Genomic DNA, 26146 nt, shown 5'->3' on the forward strand with positions numbered 1-26146 from the left:
GCTGAGCTACGCGTCCGTATTATCATATTTTAACACTTGATATGTGCTTCTTTTTATTTTACCACTCAAGAGAAGTGGCGGACCGGGACGTACTTTATGGAGAGTGAACCTCCGACTTCCTGAATCCGATTCTTTTTATTTAACCACTTAAGAAAAGTGGCGGACGCGGGAGGATTCGAACCTCCGACCGCCTGGTTCGTAGCCAGGTACTCTATCCAGCTGAGCTACGCGTCCGTTTTACTACAAAGACACCATTTTAATAAATGGCGGAGAAGGAGGGATTCGAACCCTCGATAGGGCTACAAACCCTATACTCCCTTAGCAGGGGAGCGCCTTCAGCCACTCGGCCACCTCTCCGTCTTTGTGGGGCGTATAATATAGAACCGTGAAAATATGTCAAATACTTTTCTTGTAAAAAAGCACTGTATGGTGATAGATTGTTCAGCTTGGTGTGTTTTAAGGCACTTTGTCGATTAATTTGTCATAAATTAGTCACTTTTAGGGTCTGACTGTATATTAAAGTGGTCCAAAAGGGATTGCTTGCGGGAGGTTTCTTCCGAGATAAAGGCATCTACATAGCCTAAACGCTGAAATTCACTGATACAGCTGCGACAGTAATTCATCCTTGCCTGTTCGTGTTGTGTTTTTGATTTTTGTTGCGGCATGGTCAGAGGTCTTTTGCATCCATTCGTAGTCACAGCAGTATAGGTGAAAGCACCAGGTATGCCAGCCCTACTCAGCTATCACGTATTGAAGACATAAGGCTTTTCGACTATCTGACGCCTGATTTTATTGCCCTTTTACAAATACCCTAAGACTTAAGCCTGTTTTTAGCAGAGATCTCTTACACAGATAAAAGAAAAGCGCCTTAGGCGCTTTTCTCAATCGTTTGTTCTGAATGACAGGCTTAGTCAGCCTGAGGTCGCATATGCGGGAACAGGATAACGTCTTTGATAGTCGGAGAGTCAGTAAATAACATCACCAGACGGTCAATACCAATCCCTTCACCCGCCGTTGGCGGCAAGCCGTACTCAAGTGCACGGATGTAGTCGTCGTCGAAGTGCATTGCTTCGTCGTCACCCGCATCTTTTTCTTCAACCTGACGGGCAAAACGTGCAGCCTGATCTTCGGCATCGTTCAGCTCCGAGAAACCATTTGCCAGCTCACGACCACCAACGAAGAACTCAAAGCGGTCTGTGATAAATGGATTTTCATCATTACGACGCGCCAGCGGCGACACTTCCCACGGATATTCTGTGATGAAAGTCGGTTGGATCAGTTTATGTTCCGCAGTTTCTTCAAAGATTTCACACAAGAACTTACCGGCACCCCAAACGCATTTCTCAGGGATCTTCACGTGTACTTTCTTCGCGTACGCAACCAGCTCGTCAAAGTGGTTTTCTGGGTCTTTAAAGATGTGAGCAGAGGCTTCAGCGTCCGGACCATACTTGATGATCGCATCCGCCATAGACAAACGCTCAAACGCTTTACCGAAATCATACTCGATGGTTTCAAGTACTTCGCCTTCTGCGTTCTTCACCGTGTTAACCACAATAGTAGTACCCAGTACGTCTTGTGCCACTGTGCGCAACATGTCTTCTGTCAGGTTCATCAGATCGTTGTAATCTGCGTATGCCTGATAGAATTCAATCATGGTGAATTCAGGGTTGTGACGAGTCGACAGACCTTCGTTACGGAAGTTACGGTTGATCTCGAACACGCGATCAAAGCCGCCCACAACCAGGCGCTTAAGATAAAGCTCTGGTGCGATACGCAGATACATGTCGATGTCCAGCGCATTGTGGTGAGTCACGAACGGACGTGCTGTTGCACCACCCGGGATCACCTGTAGCATGGGCGTTTCAACTTCCATAAAGTCACGCTCAGCCAGGAAGCGACGAATGCCTTCAATCACTTTAGAGCGAATACGGAAGGTCTCACGAGTTTCCATATTGGTGATCAGATCAACATAGCGCTGACGATACTTAGCTTCCTGATCGGTTAAGCCGTGGAATTTCTCTGGCAGTGGGCGCAGTGACTTGGTCAGTAGCTCGTACTGCACCATATCCACATACAAGTCGCCTTTACCTGATTTGTGTAGCGGACCAGACACACCAATGATGTCGCCAATGTCCAGCTGACCATATTTGGCTTTCAGCTCTTTTTGTACGTCTTTAGACGCATATGCCTGAATACGACCTTTCATGTCTTGTAAAACAAGGAAAGGACCACGTTTGGCAAGGATACGGCCAGCCACAGAGACCTGATGATCTAACTCAACCAGCTCTTCTTTTGACTTATCACCAAACTTAGCCTGTAGATCAGCCGTATAGTCTTCACGGCGGAAGGTGTTCGGATGGCCATTGGCACTGCAATTTTCACGAATTGCATCCAATTTAGCACGACGCTCAGCAATGAGTTTATTCTCGTCTTGGATTTGCTCTGTCATTTTTTAGCTCTTAGTTTAGCTTGTTGATTATAGGCCTGATTTCAGGCTGGCTTCGATAAATTTGTCTAGATCACCGTCCAGGACCGCCTGGGTATTACGGTTCTCAACACCGGTGCGTAAGTCTTTAATACGCGAGTCGTCCAGTACGTAAGAACGGATCTGGCTGCCCCAACCGATATCAGATTTGGCATCTTCCTGGGCCTGCTTTTCAGCATTTTGCTTTTGCAGCTCCAGCTCAAACAGTTTTGCTTTGAGCTGTTTCATGGCCTGATCTTTGTTTTTGTGCTGTGACCGGTCATTCTGACACTGCACAACCGTATTGGTCGGCAAGTGAGTAATACGTACCGCAGATTCTGTCCGGTTAACGTGCTGACCACCGGCCCCCGATGCACGGTATACGTCGATGCGTAAGTCTGCCGGGTTGATGTCAATCTCAATGTTGTCGTCGATTTCCGGATACACAAATGCCGAGGCAAACGACGTATGACGGCGGCCACCTGAGTCGAATGGACTCTTACGAACCAAACGGTGTACACCGGTTTCTGTGCGCAGCCAGCCGTAAGCATATTCACCGCTAACACGCAGTGTTGCCCCTTTGATCCCCGCTACGTCACCATCGGTTGCTTCAACGATTTCGGTTTTAAAGCCTTTCGCTTCCGCCCAGCGCAGATACATACGCAACAACATGTTACACCAGTCCTGCGCTTCAGTACCGCCGGAGCCTGCCTGCAAGTCAAGATAGGCATCGTTACTGTCCTGATCACCAGAGAACATGCGGCGGAACTCCAGCTTTTCAAGCTGGGCATTCAGGCCCTGTACTTCCTGCTCCGCTTCTGCAAAGGTTTCTTCGTCTTCTGCTTCGACAGCAAGCTCAACCAGGCCTTCGGCATCATCGGCACCGCTTACCAGGTTGTCTATGGTTTCGACTATGGTTTCCAGGCTGGACTTTTCACGGCCCAGCGCTTGTGCCTTTTCAGGCTCATTCCAGACGGCTGGATCTTCCAGTTCTGCATTGACTTCTTCTAAGCGCTCTTGTTTCAGAGCATAGTCAAAGATACCCCCGAAGAAGTTCAGTACGCTCGCGAATTTCCTTGATTTGATTAATCACAGGATTCACTTCAAACATTCACATTACTCCAATTTACGTGATGGTAACGCAGCCAATGGCACGGTTTTTTTGGCCACTGGGCTGAAAATAGTGTGACCGCTGTGTGTCCACAAAATGAATAAGCGGTCTAAACGGCCAATACTAACAAATAATAGGCGCAGATATCAGCCCTTGTGGAGAACATTTTACGCCTTTCTCGTAATTGTTAGCAGGCGCGGATCTCCCTGACGATTAACTGCAGGGTAAACTTGCCTCTGAACTCATTAATGTCCAGCTGGTAAGCCAGCTCAGCCGCCTGTGCCGCCGTATTGGGCCAGGCGCGCACATCCACGTTAAAGGCAATGGCGTCCACCAATTTACCGCTGGGGTGTTTTAACACCAGTTTAAGGTGCTTATCGCCAACAATACGCTGCTGCACCAGCTCAAACACGCCACTAAACACCGGCTCGGGGAAATGCTGTCCCCACGGGCCTGCCTGTTGCAGCAACATGGCAAAGTCCATATTAAAACACTCAGCCGGCAGTTCACCATCGGTCAGTAATACCGACTGCTTGTGCTCTTCACTGAGGGTTTCGCTGACCAGAGTTTCAAAGGTGCGTTTAAAGTCGCTAAAGTCGGCTTCTCTGATGGTCAAGCCGGCGGCCATCGCATGACCACCAAACTTTACTATCAGCTCAGGGTGGCGGGTGTTGATCTGCTCCAGCAAATCGCGCATGTGCAAGCCTTCTATCGAGCGGCACGACCCTTTGATTTCGTCGTTATCTCCCTGGGCGAAAATAATCGCCGGGCGGTGATACTTTTCTTTCAGTCTGCCCGCCAGGATCCCAATCACCCCCTGATGCCAGTCATCCTGATACAAACATACCGCATCGGGAATGCTTTGCTGGGCAGCGACCAGACGTTCAAGGACCGCTTGCGCTTCTTGTTGCATACCCTGCTCAATCTCGCGTCGCTCCTGGTTCAGGCTATCCAATTGTGCGGCAATGCGCCGTGCCTGATGCTCTTCTTTAGACAATAAACAAGCGATACCCAGGCTCATATCATCCAGTCGCCCTGCGGCATTCAGCCTTGGTGCCAGTGCAAAGCCAAAATCGCTGGCATTCAGCCGGGTTGCAGTGCGATTTGCCACTTCAATCAGCGCGCGGATCCCGGGTCGAGTTTGTCCTTTACGAATGCGTGCCAGGCCCTGATGAACCAGAGTCCGGTTATTGGCGTCCAGCGCGACCACATCGGCCACTGTGCCCAATGCCACAATGTCCAGCAAAGATGCCAGGTTAGGCTGAGTGAGCCCCTGGCGCTCAAAATAGCCCGACTCACGCAAATGATGACGAAACGCCACCAGCAGATAAAACGCCACGCCAACCCCGGCAATGGATTTTGACGGAAACTGACAATCATGGCGGTTCGGGTTAACGATGGCATCGGCATTAGGCAGCTGGTCACCCTGCAAGTGATGATCGGTGACCAGTACCGAAATACCGGCCTGCTTAACGATATCTATGCCTGCCAGGCAGGAAATCCCGTTATCGACCGTGATCACCAGTTGCGGCGCCAGCTGAACAATTTGCTCTGCCAGTGCCGGACTCAGGCCATAACCCAGGCTAAAGCGATCGGGCACCAGATAGTCAACCTGTTGCAGACCAAACAGACGCAGCCCTTCCATCAGCACAGCGGTGCTGGTTGCGCCATCGGCATCGAAATCCCCGACAATTAGCACGCTTTGCTGCTGATGCAGCGCCGTTTCAAGTAAGGTGCAGGCCTTGTCCATATCACGAAACAAACGGAAATCCAGCAAAGTGGCCGCACTGTTATCAAGCTCTACGGCCTCTTTCACGCCCCGCGCGGCATAAATCTGCTTAATGACCGGGTGAAGATGGGCGGGTAAATGACTGTCGTCGACGCGTAATCTGGGTCGGATCTCTGTTTGCATAACACTCTCTGAACTACCTGATGGCGTGGAGGGAGCCCCCACAAAGCAAAAAAGGCCCACAGGCCTTTTTAGAAATGCTGAGAGTATACCTCAGATTTAGGATTTTTTACTGGCCTGATTTAACATTTTTGCCAGTGCGTCTGCCGGCTGATAGCCCGGGATCATGCTGCCATCTTCCAGAACGATGGCCGGCGTACCGGAAATGCCAAAGCTCTGGCCTAACTGATAGTGCTCAGCAACGGGTGCCTGACAATTTTTAACGTCCGGTACCTCATTACCCGCCTTTGCTTCTGTCAGTGCCGCAGCTGCATCCTCTGCACACCAGACATTCATCAGGCTTTTGTAGCCGTTACCGCTCAGACCGCCGCGCGGAAATGCCAGGTATTTAACTGTGATACCGGCTGCCAGGTAGTCTTCCAGCTCACGGTGCAGTTTACGACAGTAGCCACAGGTGATGTCGGTAAAAACGGTGATCTGATGCTTTTCGTTTTCAGCCTTGTACACAATCATCGAATCCTGATACTGCGCGACGCCGCTCTTACGTACATCGCTCAGCGCATCTTCTGTGATGTTGCGACGGTTGGTGACGTCAATCATAGTACCCTGAACCAGGTATTGACCGTTCGGACTGGCATAAAACACGCCTTTATCCGTGATCACGGTTTTAAGGCCTGAAATGGGGCTATCTGATACACTCTTAACCGTTAAACCCAGATCCGCAAACTGAGATGCGATAGGGCTAACCGCCATAGGTGAAACTTCTTGTGTTGTCTCGGCAAAGGCACCGACACTAAAAGCGAGCGACGCTGCTAAAAGTAACTTTTTCATGTTTTTCTCGTAAAATTGCTCTGATTAATCACTAGGACCGGATAACTACAAATAAATTCCATCACGCCCTAGGATGATGTTGCTGATGAAGCGATTTCAGACGCTCACTGGCAACATGCGTATAGATCTGGGTTGTCGACAAATCGCTATGGCCTAACATCATTTGCACAACGCGCAGATCCGCCCCATGATTTAGCAAGTGTGTTGCAAAAGCATGACGCAGCGTGTGTGGCGATAACGGTGACTTAACGTCTGCCAACATAGCATAGTGTTTGATACGATGCCAAAAAGTTTGCCGGGTCATACCAATCCCCCGCTTCGATGGGAAAACAAAATCATTGGCATGCTTGACCATCTGAGCACGACCCACTTTTAAGAATTGTTCTACCCAGTGCAACGCCTCTTCTCCCATCGGCACCATCCTTTCTTTGCCACCTTTACCACGAACCAGCAGTACAGCCTGGCGCAGGTTAATTTGCTCCATCCGCAAGCCAACCAGCTCAGTGACACGCAATCCCGTTGCATACAACAATTCCAGCATGGCTTTGTCTCTGAGGCCCATGGCATCTTCAACATCAGGGGCGCTTAGCAAAGCTTCCACTTCCTGCTCACTGAGCGTTTTCGGTAACGCCTGTGACAACTTAGGTTGGGCAATATGCGTCATGGGACTGGCAGCAATAACCTGTTTGGTCACCCAGTGTGCATAAAAACGCTTGAGGGCACTCATTGCACGGGCCGTGCTGCGCGGCTTCAGGCCCTGATCGACCCGATAAGCCAGATAGGCCTCCACGTCGGCCCCTGTAATGGTCAACAGAGGTTTATCATCCAACTCGCCAGACACATAACGAACAAATTTATCCAGGTCTGCCCGATAGGCAGCCAGCGTATTGTCGCTGAGGCCTTGCTCCAAAAAGAGCATATCCAGAAAAGATTCTATTAGTTCACTGTTGCTGAACTTAGCTAGGTCAGATATTTCTAAATCGGTCACGGGGCGCCTGTATCAATTCGTTACACCATAAGGTAGACTTCGCGCCATATAATAACAGCCAATTGAGCGAAGACTACTATGCAGATCGGGTTATTTTACGGTTCAACTACCTGCTACACAGAAATGGCAGCAGAGAAGATGCAGGAGATCATAGGTAAAGACATTCTGTCGCTCCATAACATTAAAGACGAGCCGCTAAAAAACGCAGAACAGTTCGACTTTGTGATTTTCGGTATCTCCACCTGGGATTTTGGCGAGTTACAGGAAGACTGGGAATCACACTGGGACGACATCGATACCGTCAACCTGGCCGGTAAAACCATTGCCTTATTCGGCATGGGTGACCAGCAAGGTTACGGACAATGGTTCCAGGACGCACTGGGGATGTTGCACGATAAAATTGCCCCACAAGGCGTTGATTTCATCGGCTACTGGCCCAACAGCAGTGATTATGAGTTTGAAGCTTCTAAAGCACTGACGGAAGATAAGAGCCAGTTTGTCGGCCTGGCGCTGGACGAAGACAGCCAGTACGAAAAAAGCGATGAACGCATTGCCAGCTGGATAGAGCTAATCATGACAGAATATAGTGAGTCACTGTAACAACGCCATAGCGATGCGCCGTTTGAATCGCGGCGCAATTTGATGCAGGCAGTCGCTAGCTGCGTTTGTGATACTTCCCCGGAGAACACCCAAACCACCGCTTAAAGGCTTTGTTAAAGGCCGCTTGTTCGTTAAACCCTAACTCTCTTGCCAACTCTGCCAGCGGCAGCGTGCCCAGCAAGTTTTCAGCGCGCCTCATTCGCTCCTCAGTCAATAATTGTGAATAGCTGGTATGACATTGCTTTAGCTGCCTTTGTACCTGACGGACCGATTTGTTTAGCGCGCCTGCGACCGCGTCCAGCTGACACTGACCTAAGTCGGCACTGGCAGCCAGCATAATCTGGATCTGCGTTGCCAGCGTATGGTGTTGCTGCAACTGCACAAGTGCCTTGTCGGAGAGCCGCTGGAGCGCCTCATGCATAACGCTATTTGCCCGCCTGAATGGCAAGCTCAGATAGGCTCGGGGAAATTTAATCTGATTGTGTGGCTGACTGCCAACAACCGGACAGTCAAACCAGTGTGCCAGTTGCGATGCTTCGTTGGCGTTTAATGAACAGGTAAGCGAAACGTGCTCAGGCGCAACAGGCTGGGTTAATAAGGCACGCACCATAGCAACCCAGCCAGTCATATTACGCAGAATAACATGGCGGGTCGTCTGTAAATTGGGCAACCAGTCAAGCACAGCCCAGTCTCCCTGATGATGAAATTTGGCTTGTCCAATGCTGGCCACCAGCTGATCGTAACGCAGTAACGCCATCAGTGCCTGATTAAGGTTTTCGCAGTTTTCCACCAGATAGCCCAGCACGCCATAATCTGCCGACTGGATCTGCTGACCCAGGTGAAAACCAAATAACGGATCGCAGGTTTGCTGCGCCCCAAACTGCAAAACTTGCTCATATTCAGCAAGCTCCACCCGGGCAACCAGCTCAGACTCTGCGCCACGCGTCGGTGCAACGGCATCGCCGTAGGCTATCCCCTGGCGCTCCAGATACAGCAGCACACTGCTGAAGTAATTTTTATCTAAGGTATTTTCCATGTCGCATTTGGACAAATTTACGTCGCCTTTTCGCAAGATTGCCAGATAAAGCTTATTTACACTAGAAAAAACTGTGAATAAGGAAACACCATGGTCAATATTCGTTGTCACAAAGAGGTCGCCGCTGAGCCACATCAGGTCCTGGAAACCCTGCTCGACCACCCGCGCCTGAACCGTTTTTTTAATGCCCAATTTAAAGTCGTGCAAAGTGCCGTCCATCCTGCACTTAGTGGCGGCAGTGGCTGTATTCGTGAGGTACGTATGCTGGGGATCCGCTTTTATGAGCAGATCTTACATGCCGATCAAAGCGCGATTCGCTACCAAATCGTGGGCGACTTTCCGGTTAAACAACATCATGGTGAGATCCGCCTTCGCAGTAACACAGATAAGCAGTCCACACGCGTTGATTACCATGTTCGCTTCGCCGCCCCCGCCTATGTACCGGGCTTTGTGCTGCGCCGCCTGATAACACGAGACATCAATCTTGCATTGACCCGCCTGGAGGCCCTGTATGGTGCCTGTTGAACTCATTTTACTCTTGCTCAGTCCGGTGTTTCTCATCGCCATTGCCTTGGAATATCGCGCAGCCCGCAAGCACTATCGCCTCAAAGACAGCCTGCATAATGTGGCACTTGCCTTACTGCACCAGGGTAGCGATATGCTGGCTTTACTGTTACTGATGCCGCTGTTTTACTGGCTGCATCGCTTTGCCCTGTTTGACATTGAGCTCACTGCTGTGACGCTGTTTGGGGCATTTTTACTCCAGGACTTTCTGTATTACTGGTTTCACCGCGCTTCGCACCATGTTCACTGGCTGTGGCTGGCACATGTGGTGCATCACAGCTCCCGGCATATGAACTTCTCTACCGCCTTTCGCCAGAGCCTGCTTTATCCGTTAGTGGGTATGTGGCTGTTCTGGACACCTATGATAGTGCTGGGCTTTGCACCTGAACTGGTGTTGGCCATAGTGGCGATTAACCTCGCCTTTCAGTTTTTTGTTCATACCCAAGTTGTCGGCCAGCTGGGCTGGCTTGAGCAGGTGTTTAATACCCCAACGCACCACCGTATTCATCATGCCAGCAACCCCTGCTATCTGGACAAAAACTTTGCCGGTGTCTTAATCATCTGGGACAAGCTGTTTGGCACCTACACAGATGCACAGCCGTCGGAGCAGATCCGTTATGGCATTGTCGGCAGCGCACCACAAGACACCCTGCTATCGATTAATTTCCATGAGTGCCGGGTATTATTCAGTAAACTGAAAAAAGCACCGGGATTCAAAGAGAAGCTCCGTCAGTTGTTTTCAGCGCCACGGCATTTACCCTAGCCTGCTCACAGGTCGGTCAAAAAAATTACGTTTTATCGTTTACTTTTACACCGAAATAAAAGTAAACTGCACGGTGTAGTTTACTTTTAGGTAGCACAATGAAAAAGTGGTTTGTTATTTTTGCCATCGTGTTTGGCGCTATTACGGGGGGCTGTTCTATGATCTCTAACCTTAATGCACACGTGCCTGCTCAGGATTATCAGTCTGCGCATCTTCAGGCAGGCCGGTTTCAAAATCTGCACTCGACCGAACCGACCAGTTTGCGTAAAACGCTGGCGATCACCTGGCGATTTTTTACCGAAAGCAAGGTCGCCGCAGAGCCAGATCAAACCTTGCCAGTTAAAACGTTAACCCGTGCTGAGTTGGATGCTTTGCCAGATACCGGCGTACACATTGTTAAACTGGGTCACTCTTCGGTATTGCTCAAAGTCAATGGCGCATATTGGTTATTAGATCCGGTGTTCTCCGAGCGCGCCTCGCCGTTGTCATTTTTGGGCCCCAGCCGCTTTCATCAACCTCCGATTTCGCTTGATGAGCTGCCTGATATAGACAAGGTGCTAATCTCTCATAACCATTATGATCACCTCGATAAAGAAGCGGTTAAACAGCTCAATGCAAAAACACGGCAGTTTCTGGTGCCACTGGGTGTGGAGGGGGATTTGATCCGCTGGGGCATAGCAGCTGAAAAGATTCATGCATTTGACTGGTGGCAGGAACAAACGGATCAGGATGTGATGGTGGCCTTTACGCCCACTCAGCACTTTTCAGGTCGCGGCCTGAGTGACGCAAATCGCACCCTGTGGGGCTCCTGGGTCATTAAAACCGCCCACGAAAGCCTGTATTTTAGCGGTGACTCTGGCTATTTCCCCGGTTTTAAAGACATTGGCGAGCGCTATGGGCCTTTTGACTACACCCTGATTGAAACAGGGGCCTATGATGCCGACTGGGCCGACATTCATATGACGCCTGAGCAAAGTGTGCAGGCACACCTGGACCTGCGCGGCAAAATCATGGTCCCTATCCACAACGGCACCTTTGATCTGGCTTTTCATAGCTGGTATGACCCGCTGGAGCGTGTACTCAGCGCCGCACAGCAACAAGGTGTGGTGCTCAACACGCCCACCCCCGGAGAAGTCATCACCATCAACCAGGCCTATTTAAATCAAGCCTGGTGGCAATCTTTACTAGCGCAAGTTGGTCGCTGAGGGCAACACAGGACCTTTGCCTGGCGCGCAAAATTATCAACTACGGCAAGTGCGCAAACATTATCAATCCCCCCTGACATAAGCTAAGTTTCGTCGCCAACAACGTCAGTCTGCACCTGCGGGTGCTAGACTGATTGCGGGTGCTAGACTGATTGACTGATAAACCAAAGCGAGAAAAACAACATGACAACACGTGCTACCACACTCAACCACTATCAGCAGCGCCTACTGCGGGTGATTGATTATATGTATGACCATGTTGACCAGGATCTGGACGTGAACACGCTGGCCGATGTGGCTTGTATGTCTTGCTACCACTTCCATCGTATTTTTCGTGAGTTTATGGGTGAAACGGTTAACGCCACAGTCAGGCGGATGCGTTTGTTGAAGGCGGCATCTTACTTAGTTCGCAGCACACTGACGCAGCAACAGATTGCCAGGCGGGTAAACTATGGCAGTGTTGAAGCCTTTAACCGGGCATTCAGCCGTCATTATGGTATGACACCTAACCAATTTCGCCAGCAACAGCAAGGCGAGTCGTTGCACAGCGCTGCGTTTTATCCGGCTCAACCACAGGAGTACAACATTATGTATCAGGTAGAACAAACGCAACAAAACGCACTGACGCTGATTGGCCTTGCCCATCAGGGCGATTATATGCAGATCGGCAAAACCTTTGAAAAACTCGGGATGATGGCAGGCAGCGTGGGGCTTATCAATGAGCAAACCCGCTACTTTGGCATTTATTACGATGACCCGCAAACGGTGGAACAAACCAAGCTCAAAGCCATGGCGTGTATTACGCTCGCACCTGGCGCTGACTTCGATCAGGACACCTTTCAAGCCCTCACTATTCCTGCAGGTAAACTGATCTCACTGACCTTCAAGGGCGATTACAGCGAACTGGAACAACCCTACAACTGGTTGTTTGGCCAATGGTTGCCGCAAAGTGGTCTGGAACTGGTCGACTTTCCGCCGTTTGAGGAATATCTGAATGATACCCGCGACACCGCACCACAAGACTTACTGACCCGAATTAACTGCCTGGTACAGGCATAGACAAACGCTGCGCCAGCGCACTCAGAACTGGACTGACCAGCTCTTGCGCCTGCTGCGATGATGCCTCGGCATAACAGCGCAGCTCAGGCGCATTGACCGATTGCCGCAGATGTACAATGCGCTCTGCGTCCAGCGCAAAGCGCAAAGCGCACACGTTTCAGCGTGTTCAGACGCCAAAACTCACAATATCAAATACTCACTATTATTCCCGCAGGAAAGCCACCGGCGCAATGGCTGGCGCTTAACCTGCGATTCACGCTCATGTACTACACTCTTTTATCGCAGTATTGACCACCGGATAGCAACCCAAATGTATGATATAATAGTAAAGCGCCATTACTGGCACCCAAGGAAATACTCACAACCCAGCTGCACCGTGTGCAGGTCGAAGGAGCTTTAACATGTCGGGCAAGATCCCCTTTCACCCCATTACTCTGTTTGTGTTGTTTTTTGCGCTGGTGCTGCAAGTGACTATTCAGGCTCAGGCCAAAGTGATGCAGCAACCGAAACTGGCCATTGTTGGCTCGGGGCCGCTGGTGGCAAAGGGCGTCAGTCAGTCCATTCCTATCACCTATGAACACATTGATGCGGTGGATGTAGAATTACTGCGCCTCAATAGCCCCCATGATTTTCTCAGTCGCTATTACCTGACGGACAAGCTCTATCCCAGTTCACTGGACAGACTACAGTACACCTACGACAGTGTCTTTGCCGACCGCTTTACCCTGCCGTCCGCGTCTAAAACAGGGATCCAATCGGCCCGCTTACCTCTCCCGAAATCGCTGCCAAGCGGTTGGTACATCATCGTCCTCAAAGCACCGGGCATGTTTGACGACTTGCAGGCTAAACATCTCCTGCTGACCGACTTGGGCATTCAGGCAAAGGTGTTTAAGCAACATGCCAGTTTCCAGGTAAACCGCCTGTCTGATGGCTTGCCCGTCGCAGGCGCTAAGGTCAAAGCCTACCGTAAGCATGAGTTACTGCGTGAAGCCAAAACCGATAAACAAGGCGCGGTGCATTTTGATATCACCCTGAAGCGCGACGACATCATTGTCGCTCAGTACGACGAGCAAGATAAGGCAGAGCTGGCGCTGTTGCCGATTAAAGAAGTACCACTGGACCTGTCGGACCATCCCATTGGCGGCCGCCCCTATCAGGAGCGAGAAGTCTACATTTACAGTAACCGGGATTTGGCCAAACCGGGCGAAACCCTGCCCCTGAACCTGCTGTTACGCGATGCCGATGGCGTCGCGATTGAAGATCAGCCCGTTACGCTGACCGTCACCAACCCCTTGCAAGAAGAGATGCTCCGCGAGCAGCTAACCCCAAGTGCCGGCGGATTTTATAGTAAACGCCTGCATACCGGCAGCAGCTGGCCAACCGGGCGCTACAAAGTCTCGGTGATGCTCGACCCGACTGCCCAATCTGCAATCGGCCACTTTGAATTTCAGCTCGAAGAATTTGTGCCTGAGCGCATGGACTTAACCTTCAGCGGACAACAGCCTTTCGTCGCTGCGGGCACCTCTATGCCTTTGTCGGTACAAGGGCGTTATCTGTTTGGCAGCCCGGCGGCTGGCAACACCTTAAAGGCAAGCCTGGTCCACCATAGCGTGCGACATTATCCCGGCCCCTACGCCGCATTTTTTGTCGGTGAAGACTTTTACCTGAGCAACCGCTTTCAGACGCTGCCTGATCAGCAATTGTCTGAACAGGGCACACTGGCACTGAGCCTGCCAACCGTATCTGCCGACACGCTAAAAAGCCCGGTAAAAACCCAGGTTAATTTAAGCCTGCTGGAGTCCGGTGGCGCGGCCGTGCAACGTCAGCTTAGCTATACCAGCTGGAAACCCAGAGCGCTGCCCGCGGTGAAGCCCGCACAAACGGAATTTAAATATGCCACCGATGCCGAGTTTGAACTGGCCCTGCTGAGCCCGGATGGCCAGCAATTAACAAGTGGTGAGCTGGAGGTTGAACTCAGTTACGATCAGGGTCGTTATTTCTGGTTTTACGAGGAAGGCATAGGCTGGCGCCGCCAGTCTCAGCCGCAGTGGCGCAGTGAAGCTAAGCAGACCGTGAGCGTGAACCAAAACACCCATACCGTGCGCTTCCCGGTCGACTGGGGAAACTACCGCCTGACGGTGACAGACGTCAGCAGCCAGATAAAAACCGTTTATGACTTTTATGCCGGCTGGTATCGTGGTTATCAGCAACTCAAGGCCAAGCCGCAACACCTGTCAATCGCACTTGATAAAAGCAGTTACCGCTCAGGTGAGGTGCTTGCCGTCGAGCTGGATGCCCCGGCAGATGGTCAGCTCCAGCTGGCGCTGGAAAGCGACAAGGTGCTGTGGACACAAAGCCAGTCGGTGCATAAAGGGAAAACCACGCTGCGTGTGCCTTTAGACAAAACACTGGCCCGTCATGATTTGTATCTCAGTGCCACCTTACTCAGTGGGCAATCCAGCACTTTGCAACGCCACTTTGGTATAGTGCCAGTCACTCTGGCGCGCGAAGACCGCGAGCTGGCACTTAGCCTGACCCTGCCAGATAAAATAGCACCCCTCAAACCACTCACGGTCGAAATCCAGGCTGATGGTGTGGCCCAGGCGCAGGCAGATCAGAGCTGGGTTACCTTGTCTGTTGTGGATAAAGGGATCCTCAATTTGAGCCGCTATTATCCGGTCGACCCACATCATTACCTGTTTAATCAGCGTCGTTATGGCGGCGATGTCATCGACTTATATTCTCGTCGTTATGATAGCCGTCCCGATCCGTTTGCACAGTCCCGCTTTGGTAGTGACAGCAATGCACGCAGCGATAACCGCAATGACAATCTGGTCGAAAGCAAAACCGTGATCCTGATGACCCAACCGGTGCAGCTGATTGACGGCAAGGCCAGTATCACTGTCGATATGCCTGATTATAATGGCGAAGTACAAATTGTCGCGACCGCTTTCAATCCCACTCAGGTGGGCCATAAAGTCGCTGCCCGCCCGGTCAGCGCCCCCGTTATCGCAGAGCTCAGCGTACCGCGCTTTTTAGTCCCGGGTGACGAAACCGCCGTCACGCTGGACTTGCATAACGTCAGCGGCCAGGCGCAGGATTTGTCGGTCACACTCACCCCCTCTGGCCCCGTGCAGTTTACGCAAGACAGTACCTTTACACTGACTCTGCAAGATCAGGCGCATTGGAGCCAGACCATGCGCCTGATGGTTGCAGACTCCCCCTTGTCGCAAACCGCAAGCGTACATATTGCGCTGCAAGGCACAGAGATAACACAGTCGCGCAGCTGGTCGGTGCCCGTCAAAGCCATTGAGCCGCAGCTGGTGCAGGCGAGCAGCATGATGCTCGCCCCTGGGCAAACGTATCAGTTAACACCGGCGCTCTGGCAAGGGTTACACGTCGATGCAGTGGATGCGGGGACTTTGTACGCCAGTCATACACCCAGATTACCTGTCAGAGAATATGCCACCGCTTTACGTGCCTACCCGTACGGCTGTGCGGAGCAAACCACCAGCAAAGCCTGGCCGTTTTTACTCAAACACCCGCAGCTTGACGGCTTGTTGCAGCAGGCACTGCAAGCACCCGCTGGCGAGACGCAACAATTTGACGACCCACGTACCTTAGTAAGCCAGGCGGTACAGCGACTTAAGACCATGCAAAAACCCAGCGGCGGCTTTGCATTGTGGGATAGCCAGGGTGCAGAACAGCCGTGGCTAAGCGCCTATGTCACAGAGTTTTTAACCCAGGCACACGCCACCTTTCCGGGCACAGTACCGCAAAGTATGCTGAACCGTGCCCACTACCGTATGCTGAGATACACCCGTGATAACACAGTCGACGACCTCAGTCAGGATGCCTATGAGGCAACGGCGGCAAAGAGCTTTGCCGCTTATCTTGCCAGCCAGCGTGGCCAGATCAGTTACAGCGATCTGGAGTCGCTGCGGATCACTGAGTACCCGTCGCGGTTAAGCCTGCTCCATATGGCGTCGGCACTGGCTGATGTGGGGGCGACCCAACAGGCTGCGGCGCTGCTCAGACAAGCCAGTACAATAAGCCGCAGCGAAGACTATTTTGCCGACTATGGTTCGGCGCTACGTGATGATGCCCAATCAGCACAGGTGCTGGCCAGGCTGGCAAAACACCGCGCGTTGCGCTCACAATCCCGCGCATTGCAAACCAGCTTGCTCGAAAAACTGCCCGATCAGGCACTTAAAACCTGGCTGAGCACTCAGGAGCGCGCCGCGCTACTACGCACCGCGGTTGAGGTAAGTCAGACCAACCCGAGACATCCGGTACAACTGGAGATCAACGGCGAGCAGCTGCAACATCCACAGATGATAAGCCACGCACTTGAGCAAACGATGGCCATCAAAAACCCAACTGATGAGCCGGTGTATGTGCAACTGATGGCCAAAGGGCGCCTTAAACTGGACGCCAGTATTGCCAACGAAATTAGCCCGTTCAACACGCTGGATACCAAACGCATGCTCAGACGCTTGTTTGATTTAAACGGGCAACCGCTGGATAAATCCCGCTTTGAAGTAGGAGAACGCGTGGTGGTTGTGCTGGATGTTCAAACCAAAGAGCCGGTACCGGATGCCCTATTAATTGAACGCATTCCTGCCGGGTTTGTGCTGGAGAACCCGGCGCTGATGCAAGGCTTTGAGGTATCGCAATTGTTGCCCGAGCATGTCACGCTGGCCACCACAGATCACACAGAATATCGCAATGACCGTTTTGTGGCAGCGCTGGGGCTTAGCACCCGCAAATACCAGTTTGCTTATGTCCTGCGCGCCGAAGTGCCCGGCATTTATCAGGTGCCGCCGAGTTATCTTGAATCCATGTACCGACCTCATAAACATGTGATTTACTGGCAATATCCCTATCAGCTGGAGGTCGTGCGCTGATATGTCTGGCGGACTAAACTATGTATGTGGTTAACGCGCTGCGTCTTGGCCGCATGACCCGCTATGCCACAGCGCTGGTGGGGTTGCTCCTGCTACTGTTTTGGCTGGATTGGCGATATCCACTGCCACAGCCCTATCCGGATGGGCCCGCTACGGTGGTCACGGCCCGCGACGGACAACAACTGCGCGCCTTCAGTGATGATCAGGGGGTCCACCGCTATCAGATAACGCAGGCAGACGTCGATCCCTTTTATCTGACGGCATTACTCGATTACGAAGATCGCTGGTTTTACTACCATCCCGGCGTTAATCCGCTGGCGCTGTGCAGAGCCTTGTGGCAATGGCTGGCGCATGGTCGGGTCATTTCCGGTGGCTCTACCCTCAGCATGCAGGTCGCACGGCTGCTTGACCCGCACGAACGCTCCATACCCGGCAAGCTGAAGCAAATTTTCAGGGCCGTACAACTGGAATGGCACTACAGCAAATCTGAGATCCTCACTTTGTATCTCAACCTGGCCCCCTTTGGCGGCAATATAGAAGGCGTCGAGGCCGCCTCACGACGTTACTTCAATAAGCCTGCAAAGTCCTTGTCTATTAACCAGTCTGCTTTGCTGGTTGTACTGCCACAAAAACCCTCGCACAACCGCCCGGACCGCTATCCCGAGCGCGCTCAAGAGATGCGCAATAAGGTACTCAGACGCCTGGCCGACAGCCAGCTGGTCAATGCCGAACAACTGGCACTTCTGAGTCAGGAGCCGGTGCGTTTATCCGCGCCTTCACAGCCCCCTCTGGCGCCCCTGTTAAGCCGTCGCTTAAAGCGCCAACACCCCACTTCGCATGTGATCCGCACGACTTTGGACCATGACTTACAACAGCGCCTCAGCCAGCTGCTGACCAATACCAAGCAAAGATTGACGGGCAAAAGTTCGGCCGCGGTGCTGATCGTAGATAATCAGCAGGCCGAAGTACTGGCCTATCAGGGATCGGTTGATTTTAGCGATGACAGTCGCTTCGCACATGTTGATATGATCCGGGCTATACGCTCACCGGGTTCAACACTGAAACCCTTCATTTACGGGCTGGGGCTGGATCTGGGCTTGATCCACAGCCAGAGCCTGATGAGCGATATTCCAAGTGACTTTGACGGATATAAGCCGCAAAACCTTAATGGTCGTTTTAGTGGCGCAGTGAGTGTCACCAAAGCACTGCAACACTCCCTCAATGTACCGGCTATTCAATTACTGCATCGCATCGGTGCCGCGCGCTTTGAGCAACAGCTCAGTCATGCCAAAGTGCAGCTGCATCATCAGGATACTAACCTGGCGGTTGGGCTGGGTGGCACCGGGATCGAGTTAATCGAGCTGGCACGGCTCTATCGCGCCCTGGCCAGTCACGGCCAGGTGCAGGATTTATCGCTTGTTGAAAACGACACTCGCTATCCGAGCCCGGCATTTTCTTTGCTGTCTCCCGCTGCCAGCTGGATCACGTTTGAGATGCTAAGCCAACTGTCGGCACCGGATCGAGTGGTCCCCAGCAACCGCCGTAAGATTGCCTGGAAAACCGGAACCAGTTATGGCTATCGGGATTTCTGGTCGGTCGGTGTCAGTGCTGACTACACCGTTGCGGTCTGGGTCGGCCGACCCGATGCCAGTCCGGTGGTCGGGTATTTGGGCGCCACACGCGCCGCACCTTTAATGTTTGATGTGTTCGATTTACTGCCTGCGGATACCCGCAGCCTGCCAAGGCCCGCGCAAGTTGAGCCCGTACAGATCTGCTGGCCGGGTGGACTGGCACGTCAGGATACGCCAGATAGCGCCTGTCACACGCAACTCACAGCCTACACCCTCAATGGCATGACACCGCCAACCATGCACAGTCAGGGGAATTTTGTCACTGAACCTGGCTGGCCTGCTGAGCTTGCCAGCTGGCAGGCCCGAAACAATGCGCCGATGAAACAACCGGACCACACGCAGATCCGTATCGCCGCACCGCGCAGCGGTCAGCATTATTACCGGCAGCAGGTTTCGGCAATCCCCTTGAGCGTATCGGGTGTTGGCAGTGAGCAAGCAGAAGCGGTGCGCTGGTATGTCAATCATGCACCACATGACTCAACAACCCTGGCACTGTCTGAGTATCAGGGCAAAGTGGTCATCACAGCATGTGTTGCACAGCAGTGTGACCAGCAGCATATCGTGGTGCACCCTTAAGTAACAACATATCGTGGTGCCCCTTAACTGAAACCAGTTACTGCATGGCGGTTTTTAGGTAGCCCACCACAGTATGTAAATCGACCAGGCGTTGCTGGGCTTCCTCTTTGCTGATCCCCTGAATGGCCTCATAATCATCGAGAAAAATAGCACTGTCATAATCACCTGTGCTGGCGTTTCTGACATACACCAGTACGTAGCAATAGCGTAAAATAGAATCCAGATAGCGGAAAAATTCGATGTCGTCAGCACTGAGTTCAGGCTTTACTCCACTGCCGAGCCGATTAATAAACACCTGCTTAACATAAACACTTTGCTCTCCGCTGGTATACTTAACAACACCGTAACAGCCATTGTTATTTATTGATTCAGTGAAGATATCTGCGACTGGTAGCAAGCCTGGCTGATGCATAATCTCGTTCCTGATAACATTAGTTTCATATAATGTTAGAACAAAATTACAAAATGACTATAAATTGACATGAATAATCCCCAAAAGAGCCAGAAATACCCTTTTGGGGAAAATATAATCTAATTGCTGTTCGCCTCAGACGCTGCGTGTCGCCAGTGCCGGTGACACCCTGGCCGCCATCCAGGCAGGCTGGCACACGGCCAGCTGACCCACGATGAGGATCACCCCCCCTACCTGAAGCAAATACATCACCGGGACCGGTGCCATATCAAAGTAGTTCACCAGCTGCACGTTAGCGAGCAGCGCACACAGTACGCCCAACGTAATGCCGATGAAGGTGACTATGGCATTCTCCGTCATACAGTAACGTAAAATATCTGCTCTGCTGGCACCGAGGGCTCTGCGCGTGCCTATCTGCTTACGGCGTTTAACAATGGTAAAACGAGCCTGACCAAATATCCCCAGGAGTGTCAGTAACACCAATCCTGCGATCACCCAGTATAAGGTCTTAATGGCCGCCCGCTCAGACTTGAACTTTTCCTGACGGAGCTGTTGATAATCCAGCAGCCGGTCCAGCTGGCGGCCGGGGGTTTTCAGTAATAATTGTGCCACGTCTAATTTGGCCTGCTCGCGCTGTCCGGGCATTGCCCGCACCAGTATTTTGTAGTTGTTACTTATACTTCGCAGCGGTGCTAGCACCGTATTATGGTGTGAATACCAGTCCGGCCATACCGACTTCAGTTCTTTGACTATGCCCTTCACCAGCACCGGCTTGTAATCAAGATAAACCGTCGTTCCCAATATTGCGCGCCAGTCATCCGGGTAATACAACTCGGCAAACCCTTTGGATACCACAGCGTGTGTTGGATCCGCGCTATAGTCTATCGAGTCCAGGATCTCTCCCTCGCTGGGCCCTTCACCCGCAATGAGCTCCAGCCCCATGGTTGCGATGGCATGCTCGTCGCCGGTGTAATAACCGGTATAAATGTTCATGTCTTCTTCGGTCGGCCCTAACCCCGTCGGTACATAACTGCCCCAGTTACTCAGTGGAAAGGCGTTCGTCACAGTGACATTTTCAACACTCGGTAAGTTGCGAATGTCACGCAGATCTTGCTTTACCAGCGCAATCATTTCCTCCGCCTGGTTACTCTGCACATTGGTCTCAAGCGTAAATACAACATCTTCATCCAGGCCACTGGGCTCAACTAACATCGCCTCTTTTTGAATGATCAGGTAGACCGCATTGACCAAAATGGTAAAGGTCACTGCGATTTGTAAAATCAACAGCAGAGGGGCCGATTTTGCCCGCCACAGGGTAGTTAGAATGGGCTTTAAATCCTTCATTGTGCGACTCCTATTGGCTTTTTAGCTGAGCTGAGGGTTGGATCTGCGTCGCCCGATAAATAGGCCATAACCCAAATAAGGTGCTGCTAAACACCGCCAGCACCACAGTCAGCACAGCCAGAGCGGTGGTCATTTGCATTAGACCTTCCGGTAAATGTGCAAAAGTATCAGCGGTTAAGCGCAATCCCAGCTGAGCTAATGTCAGTCCTAAAATACCACCCAAAGTACCTATCAGCACAGTCTCGCAGCCAAACTGTACGGCAATATGCTGTTTGCTGGCACCAACCGCTCTGCGTAAACCCACTTCGGCACCTTTACCATAAAATTTAATCAACATCAGGCCCATACAGTTGAGCAGGCAGGCAATCAAGAAGGCAAACGCCAGCCACACCGCGATCCGATCATCGTCCTCGATTACGTGGTCTTCGATAAGCGATTCATTGATATCAAAAAGCTCGCTTGGTTTTTCCCGGACAAAGCGTCCGCCTTTTTTTTGTTCCTGGGCGTAGGCGTTGATATAGTCGGTATAATCATCGCGCTGCGTCGCATGTTCCAGCTCTACCCAGTAACGGATCCAAACACACTCTGAAGCCAGAAAGCTTTCCAATGAGCCATCATCCAGAGCGGTCCAGCATCGCCAGCTCATTTCCCCTTTTGACAGCAAGTTGTTGTTGACCTGAAACTGAAAAGGCGTAAACAAAGGATACGGTAAATTATGCGCACGATTTGGCCCCTGAAAAACCTGCGGGAGTGGTGCCCAGCTATCAATAACCCCGACAACCCTCACCAGGTGCGGACCAACAAAGATATGCTGACCAACGGAATTTGCGCCGCCAAACAGGCGGTCGTTGGTTTGCTTGTCCAGTACCACCAGCGCAGCGCCTTTTTTATCTTCGCTATCGGACCACGGGGATCCAAACAGAAAAGGCACATCGAAGATCTCAAAAAAATCGTTGTTAACGGAGTTAAAGCGCAGCATTTTGGCTTCTTTTTCGGTCTGCTCTTCGCTGCGAACCATGCTTTTATACATGACCACCGCGCTCTGATGCAGGCCTTTGCCGTCCTCCAGCAAGTTCATAGTGTCCATGTAGGTCATCATCGGGGGGAGCATTTCTTCCCCTCTGGACAACTGATAGGCCTTGTCTGGGCTCCAGCTGCTCAGGCGCACAGAGAATACCCGATCACTTTTTTCAGGTAAGGGGTCCTTTGCCATCATAATGCTAACGGTGGAGGTGATCATGGTGGCCGCGATCCCCATAGCAATCGTGCCAATCATCAAAATACTTAGTAGCGGCGTCTTTTTGAGACTGATCCAGGCGAGTTTAAAGTAGTAACCAATCAACATTTCCACCGCCTCCAGATAGCGCATTGAGGGGAAGAAAGAGGTACAAATAAGTTTGGTCGATTTAAAATTAAACGCATACTTATTCCTTTATTGTTTTAATATATTTCCTTTAGGCAGGGTCACCTCATGTGACCCCACCGTTATACGCTGCGTGTTGCCAGCGCAGGCGAAACACGTGCCGCCTGCCACGCAGGCTGAATTACTGCACATTGACCGGCCAGCAGGATAGCGACAGCCCCAACTAACAGGTAATCTGCCGGAACTGGCACCAGTCCAAAGTAGCTCACCAACTGAGTATTCACCAGCACAGCACAAACCATACCGATAGCCACTCCAACCAGAGTCACTATTAGGTTCTCCAGCAGATAGTAACGCAATATCTGTAACTGGTTAGCCCCCAGCGCGCGTCGGGTACCAATTTGCTTGCGACGCTTGAGGATAGCAAATCGGGCCTGACCAAAAATGGCCAACATAGTCAGGATCAACAAGCCAATCAGAACCAGCTGCAGCGTTTGCAACTCAGCGACATCGGCCCGGTAACTTTCCTCCCGAGTCTGGCTGAAAGGCTTCAGCTTATCGATTTGTCTGCCTGGCGTCATCAACAACGCCTCTTTGACATCCAGCATGGCCTTATCCAGTGTGCCAGGCTGCGCTTTTACCATCAGACCTACTTTGTCCTTAATTTCAAACACGGGTGCCAATACCGCGTGATCAAACAATCGCCAAAAGCTCCAGACCGCTTTAAGGTTGTCCACCACCCCAATCACTTGTTGTGGATCTCCCTGAACATACAGCGTCTTGCCCAGCACATCACGCCAGTTATCCGGGTGCAGCGTCTGAGCAAGCGCTTTGGAGACTAAAATCTTGCCGCCTGATTTGGCGCCAAAAAACGAATGTGTTACATCGCTTCTCTCAAACCATTGCCCGGCAATCAGCTTCAGGTCCAGCGTATCCTTGCTATCGTAGTTACTGCCATAATATCCACTACTGGTGAGCTTATCTTCATCAGCAGGACCGTAACCAATATCAGCTGAGCGACCATAACCACTCAGTGGCACTGAGGTGACAGGGATAGCATTCTCAACACTGTCCAGGTCTTTAATATCGCGGAGCACTTGTTCAAATTCAGCAACCCGGGCTTCACCCGTTTCCTGTAAATTAATAAACAGAGAAAACACCTGAGTTTCATTCAGGCCACTGGGCGCCGTTACCTTTTCGTGTTTTTGCATCACCATATAGACGGCATTAACGAAAATGGTGAAAGTCAGGGCAATCTGCAAAATCAGCAGCAGCGGGGACGCCTTACTGTGCCAAAGCGATTTAAGAATGACTGAAAAATCCTTCATGACGCCCTCCTACAGGCTCTTTAACTGGCTGGATGGCTGGATCCGGGTAGCACGATAAATCGGCCACAGGCCAAACAACACACTCGCCACGACAGAAAGCAACAAGGTCATCAGCATGATCCGCAGATCCATTTGCATAATGGTGTCATTCAGGTAGGTGAAGATCTGCTGGATTAACTGCAGGCCAAGCTGTGCGAATAGCAACCCCAGCACGCCACCCAGAATACCTATCAAAAATGCCTCACACAAAAACTGCCAACCAATATCCTGGCGGCTAGCGCCAACAGCCCGCCGCAGGCCAATTTCACTCCCCTTGCCATAAAACTTGGTCATCATCAGACTCATGCAATTGAGTAAACACGCCAGTAAAAAGGCAAATGCCAGCCACACGGCCATGTCATTTTCGTTGCTCACCACGTCAGCCCAGCGCAGATATTCATCAATGGTAAATAAACGGCTCAGATTCTCTCTGGCAAAGCGACCTGCTGACTTTTGTTCATCGACATACGCATTGATGAAATCCATGTAGTCCGCTCTGTCTTTTGCCGACTCCAGCTCAACCCAGTAAAACAGCCAGATACAATCCGAGGTGATGAAGTCACTGAACGCAACATCCTCAATATCCTGCCAGCATGCCCAAGTGACGTCGCTGCGGGAGAAAATCTCCTGGTTTATCTGGTATTGTAATGGCACAAACAGGTCATGAGGATCGTGGTATGCCTGTGATGACAAATAATAAAACCTGGGAATGGGAAACCAATCGTCCATGACACCGACGATTTGCAACAAGGACTCACCCAACACAATGTGGTGCCCTACCGAGTTCACCCCATCAAACAATTCGTCGTTCAGTGCTTTGGTGATCACCACAACCTGATTGCCCGCACTATCATCCTGTTCGGACCAGGCACTGCCATACAGAAAAGGCACATCGAACATCGCAAAGAAGTCATTATGTGTGGTGCGTACCATCCGCATCTGCGCATCACGACGATTTTGTTGCTCTGCCCGGCTCATACTTTTAAACAATCCAATGGCCGTTTCTTGCCTTGCCTTAGCCGCCGTTTTGAGGTTTTGGGCATCCCGATAGGAGATCATGGCAGGGATCTCTTCTCGTCCATCAACCACCTTATATGGCTGTTGCGGACCCCAGGAGCTTAGCTGGACAGTAAAAATACGATCACTTTTGGCGGGCAACGGATCTTTGGTCATCATATAGCTTACGGTGTACGTCACCATCGCAGCCGCAATGCCTAAAGCAATCGTACCCACCATCAACACACTCAGCAATGGCGTTTTACGTAAGCTGAGCCATGCCAGCTTAAAATAGTAACTTAACATAGCTGTTCCTAAGCAATCGCCTGCGCTTGGGCACAACGCTCACTTAGCACACCATCTTTGATTTCAATGATCCTTTGCGCCTGGCTGGCCTGCTCCGTATCATGCGTTACCATCAAAATACTGGTTCCTTTAGCATTGATATCTTTGAGCAAAGACATAATGCCGTCTGCCATTTTAGAGTCCAGGTTACCGGTTGGTTCATCCGCCAGCAAAAATGCCGGGCTACCTGCCAGCGCGCGCGCGATCGCAACACGTTGCTGCTGTCCACCAGAAAGCTGTTGAGGGTAATGATCTTTACGACTTGCCAGGCCAACCTGCTGCAAGGCATCCATAACGCGCTGTTTACGCTCTGCCGCACTAAAGCTGCGATAGCGTAATGGCATTTCCACATTATCAAATAAGTTAAGTTCAGGGATCAGATTAAACCCTTGAAAAATAAACCCGATTTTTTCGTTTCGTAAGCGCGATTTTTGCTTGTCTGACAGTCCGGTGACATCATTGCCATCGAGCAGGTACTGACCTTCACAATACTCCTCCAGCAAACCGGCAATATTAAGAAAGGTCGTTTTGCCCGAGCCAGACGGACCGATGACAGCAACGAATTCGCCCTGCTGCACTTCCAGGTCAAATGGTTGTAGCGCTTGAGTTTTTACCGTATCCGTGTAATAAGCCTTCGCCAGTTTTGACATTTTAAGCATAAAATTTCCTTATGAA

Annotated in this window: 20 protein-coding genes and 2 tRNA genes; 7 read left to right on the plus strand and 15 right to left on the minus strand. The window is 51.3% G+C overall.

The features are described 5' to 3' along the window. Positions 1-157: 157 nt before the first annotated feature. The 7 genes from TW77_RS03110 to xerD form a co-directional block, all read right to left on the minus strand. Positions 158-234 (minus strand) — tRNA-Arg (locus TW77_RS03110). A 30-nt stretch (positions 235-264) separates the two neighbouring features. Continuing rightward, positions 265-357 (minus strand) — tRNA-Ser (locus tag TW77_RS03115). A 550-nt stretch (positions 358-907) separates the two neighbouring features. After that, positions 908-2449, minus strand: a complete 1542-nt coding sequence (gene lysS, locus TW77_RS03120) for a lysine--tRNA ligase (protein ID WP_046003517.1) — start codon at positions 2447-2449, stop codon at positions 908-910. A 27-nt stretch (positions 2450-2476) separates the two neighbouring features. After that, a protein-coding gene (gene prfB, locus TW77_RS03125; protein WP_156158589.1) for a peptide chain release factor 2 occupies positions 2477-3575 on the minus strand; the annotation gives its coding sequence in 2 pieces (ribosomal slippage) (positions 2477-3499 and positions 3501-3575; 1098 coding nt in all). A gap of 187 nt (positions 3576-3762) precedes the next feature. Then, complete coding sequence (gene recJ, locus TW77_RS03130; RefSeq protein WP_046003519.1) at positions 3763-5487, minus strand: single-stranded-DNA-specific exonuclease RecJ; 1725 nt, start codon at positions 5485-5487, stop codon at positions 3763-3765. 96 nt (positions 5488-5583) lie between these two features. Then, positions 5584-6315 carry a bifunctional protein-disulfide isomerase/oxidoreductase DsbC gene (gene dsbC, locus TW77_RS03135; RefSeq protein ID WP_046003520.1) on the minus strand — a complete coding sequence of 244 codons (732 nt, stop codon included), beginning with the start codon at positions 6313-6315 and terminating at the stop codon, positions 5584-5586. Between the two features lie 61 nt (positions 6316-6376). Beyond that, positions 6377-7234, minus strand: a complete 858-nt coding sequence (gene xerD, locus TW77_RS03140; protein ID WP_235412209.1) for a site-specific tyrosine recombinase XerD — start codon at positions 7232-7234, stop codon at positions 6377-6379. A gap of 147 nt (positions 7235-7381) precedes the next feature. On the opposite strand from xerD, the gene fldB reads away from it, so the two are divergent. Next, on the plus strand, positions 7382-7903 hold the full coding sequence (fldB, locus tag TW77_RS03145) for a flavodoxin FldB (protein WP_046003522.1): 522 nt from the start codon (positions 7382-7384) through the stop codon (positions 7901-7903). Between the two features lie 55 nt (positions 7904-7958). Here the strand turns inward: fldB and TW77_RS03150 are convergent, their stop codons facing one another. Continuing rightward, positions 7959-8939: an AraC family transcriptional regulator gene (locus TW77_RS03150; protein WP_046003523.1), complete on the minus strand. Its 981-nt coding sequence runs from the start codon at positions 8937-8939 to the stop codon at positions 7959-7961. A gap of 90 nt (positions 8940-9029) precedes the next feature. Here TW77_RS03150 and TW77_RS03155 point away from each other — a divergent pair, with 90 nt between their 5' ends. From TW77_RS03155 to TW77_RS03170, 4 genes are all read left to right on the plus strand, one after another. Then, positions 9030-9464: an SRPBCC family protein gene (locus TW77_RS03155; protein WP_046003524.1), complete on the plus strand. Its 435-nt coding sequence runs from the start codon at positions 9030-9032 to the stop codon at positions 9462-9464. Beyond that, entirely contained in the window at positions 9451-10266 is an 816-nt protein-coding gene (locus TW77_RS03160) for a sterol desaturase family protein (RefSeq protein WP_046003525.1), read from the plus strand. The genes TW77_RS03155 and TW77_RS03160 overlap by 14 nt, the downstream gene beginning before the upstream one ends. Before the next feature lie 98 nt (positions 10267-10364). Beyond that, on the plus strand, positions 10365-11471 hold the full coding sequence (locus TW77_RS03165; protein WP_428838737.1) for an MBL fold metallo-hydrolase: 1107 nt from the start codon (positions 10365-10367) through the stop codon (positions 11469-11471). Positions 11472-11654: 183 nt separating this feature from the next. Continuing rightward, positions 11655-12530, plus strand: a complete 876-nt coding sequence (locus tag TW77_RS03170; RefSeq protein ID WP_046003526.1) for an AraC family transcriptional regulator — start codon at positions 11655-11657, stop codon at positions 12528-12530. On the opposite strand, the gene TW77_RS25055 is transcribed toward TW77_RS03170, so the two are convergent. Next, positions 12508-12675, minus strand: a complete 168-nt coding sequence (locus TW77_RS25055) for a hypothetical protein (RefSeq protein WP_205623845.1) — start codon at positions 12673-12675, stop codon at positions 12508-12510. The two genes, TW77_RS03170 and TW77_RS25055, sit on opposite strands and share 23 nt — an antisense overlap. A 256-nt stretch (positions 12676-12931) precedes the next feature. On the opposite strand from TW77_RS25055, the gene TW77_RS03175 reads away from it, so the two are divergent. Beyond that, complete coding sequence (locus TW77_RS03175; protein ID WP_046003527.1) at positions 12932-17437, plus strand: alpha-2-macroglobulin family protein; 4506 nt, start codon at positions 12932-12934, stop codon at positions 17435-17437. Between the two features lie 20 nt (positions 17438-17457). Continuing rightward, positions 17458-19644 carry a penicillin-binding protein 1C gene (gene pbpC, locus TW77_RS03180; RefSeq protein ID WP_240479452.1) on the plus strand — a complete coding sequence of 729 codons (2187 nt, stop codon included), beginning with the start codon at positions 17458-17460 and terminating at the stop codon, positions 19642-19644. 37 nt (positions 19645-19681) lie between these two features. On the opposite strand, the gene TW77_RS03185 is transcribed toward pbpC, so the two are convergent. The 6 genes from TW77_RS03185 to TW77_RS03210 form a co-directional block, all read right to left on the minus strand. Next, positions 19682-20056, minus strand: coding sequence for a hypothetical protein (locus TW77_RS03185; RefSeq protein WP_046003528.1), 375 nt, complete (start codon positions 20054-20056; stop codon positions 19682-19684). A gap of 135 nt (positions 20057-20191) precedes the next feature. Next, positions 20192-21400, minus strand: a complete 1209-nt coding sequence (locus tag TW77_RS03190) for an ABC transporter permease (RefSeq protein WP_046003529.1) — start codon at positions 21398-21400, stop codon at positions 20192-20194. A gap of 10 nt (positions 21401-21410) precedes the next feature. Then, entirely contained in the window at positions 21411-22745 is a 1335-nt protein-coding gene (locus TW77_RS03195; protein ID WP_052713013.1) for an ABC transporter permease, read from the minus strand. A gap of 140 nt (positions 22746-22885) precedes the next feature. Next, a complete protein-coding gene (locus TW77_RS03200) occupies positions 22886-24091 on the minus strand; it encodes an ABC transporter permease (protein WP_046003530.1) in 1206 nt (401 codons plus the stop codon). Between the two features lie 9 nt (positions 24092-24100). Next, positions 24101-25432 carry an ABC transporter permease gene (locus tag TW77_RS03205; protein WP_046003531.1) on the minus strand — a complete coding sequence of 444 codons (1332 nt, stop codon included), beginning with the start codon at positions 25430-25432 and terminating at the stop codon, positions 24101-24103. Between the two features lie 8 nt (positions 25433-25440). Beyond that, entirely contained in the window at positions 25441-26130 is a 690-nt protein-coding gene (locus tag TW77_RS03210; RefSeq protein WP_046003532.1) for an ABC transporter ATP-binding protein, read from the minus strand. Positions 26131-26146: the final 16 nt, after the last annotated feature.

This window comes from Pseudoalteromonas rubra (assembly GCF_000967655.1).
Lineage (GTDB): Bacteria > Pseudomonadota > Gammaproteobacteria > Enterobacterales > Alteromonadaceae > Pseudoalteromonas > Pseudoalteromonas rubra_A.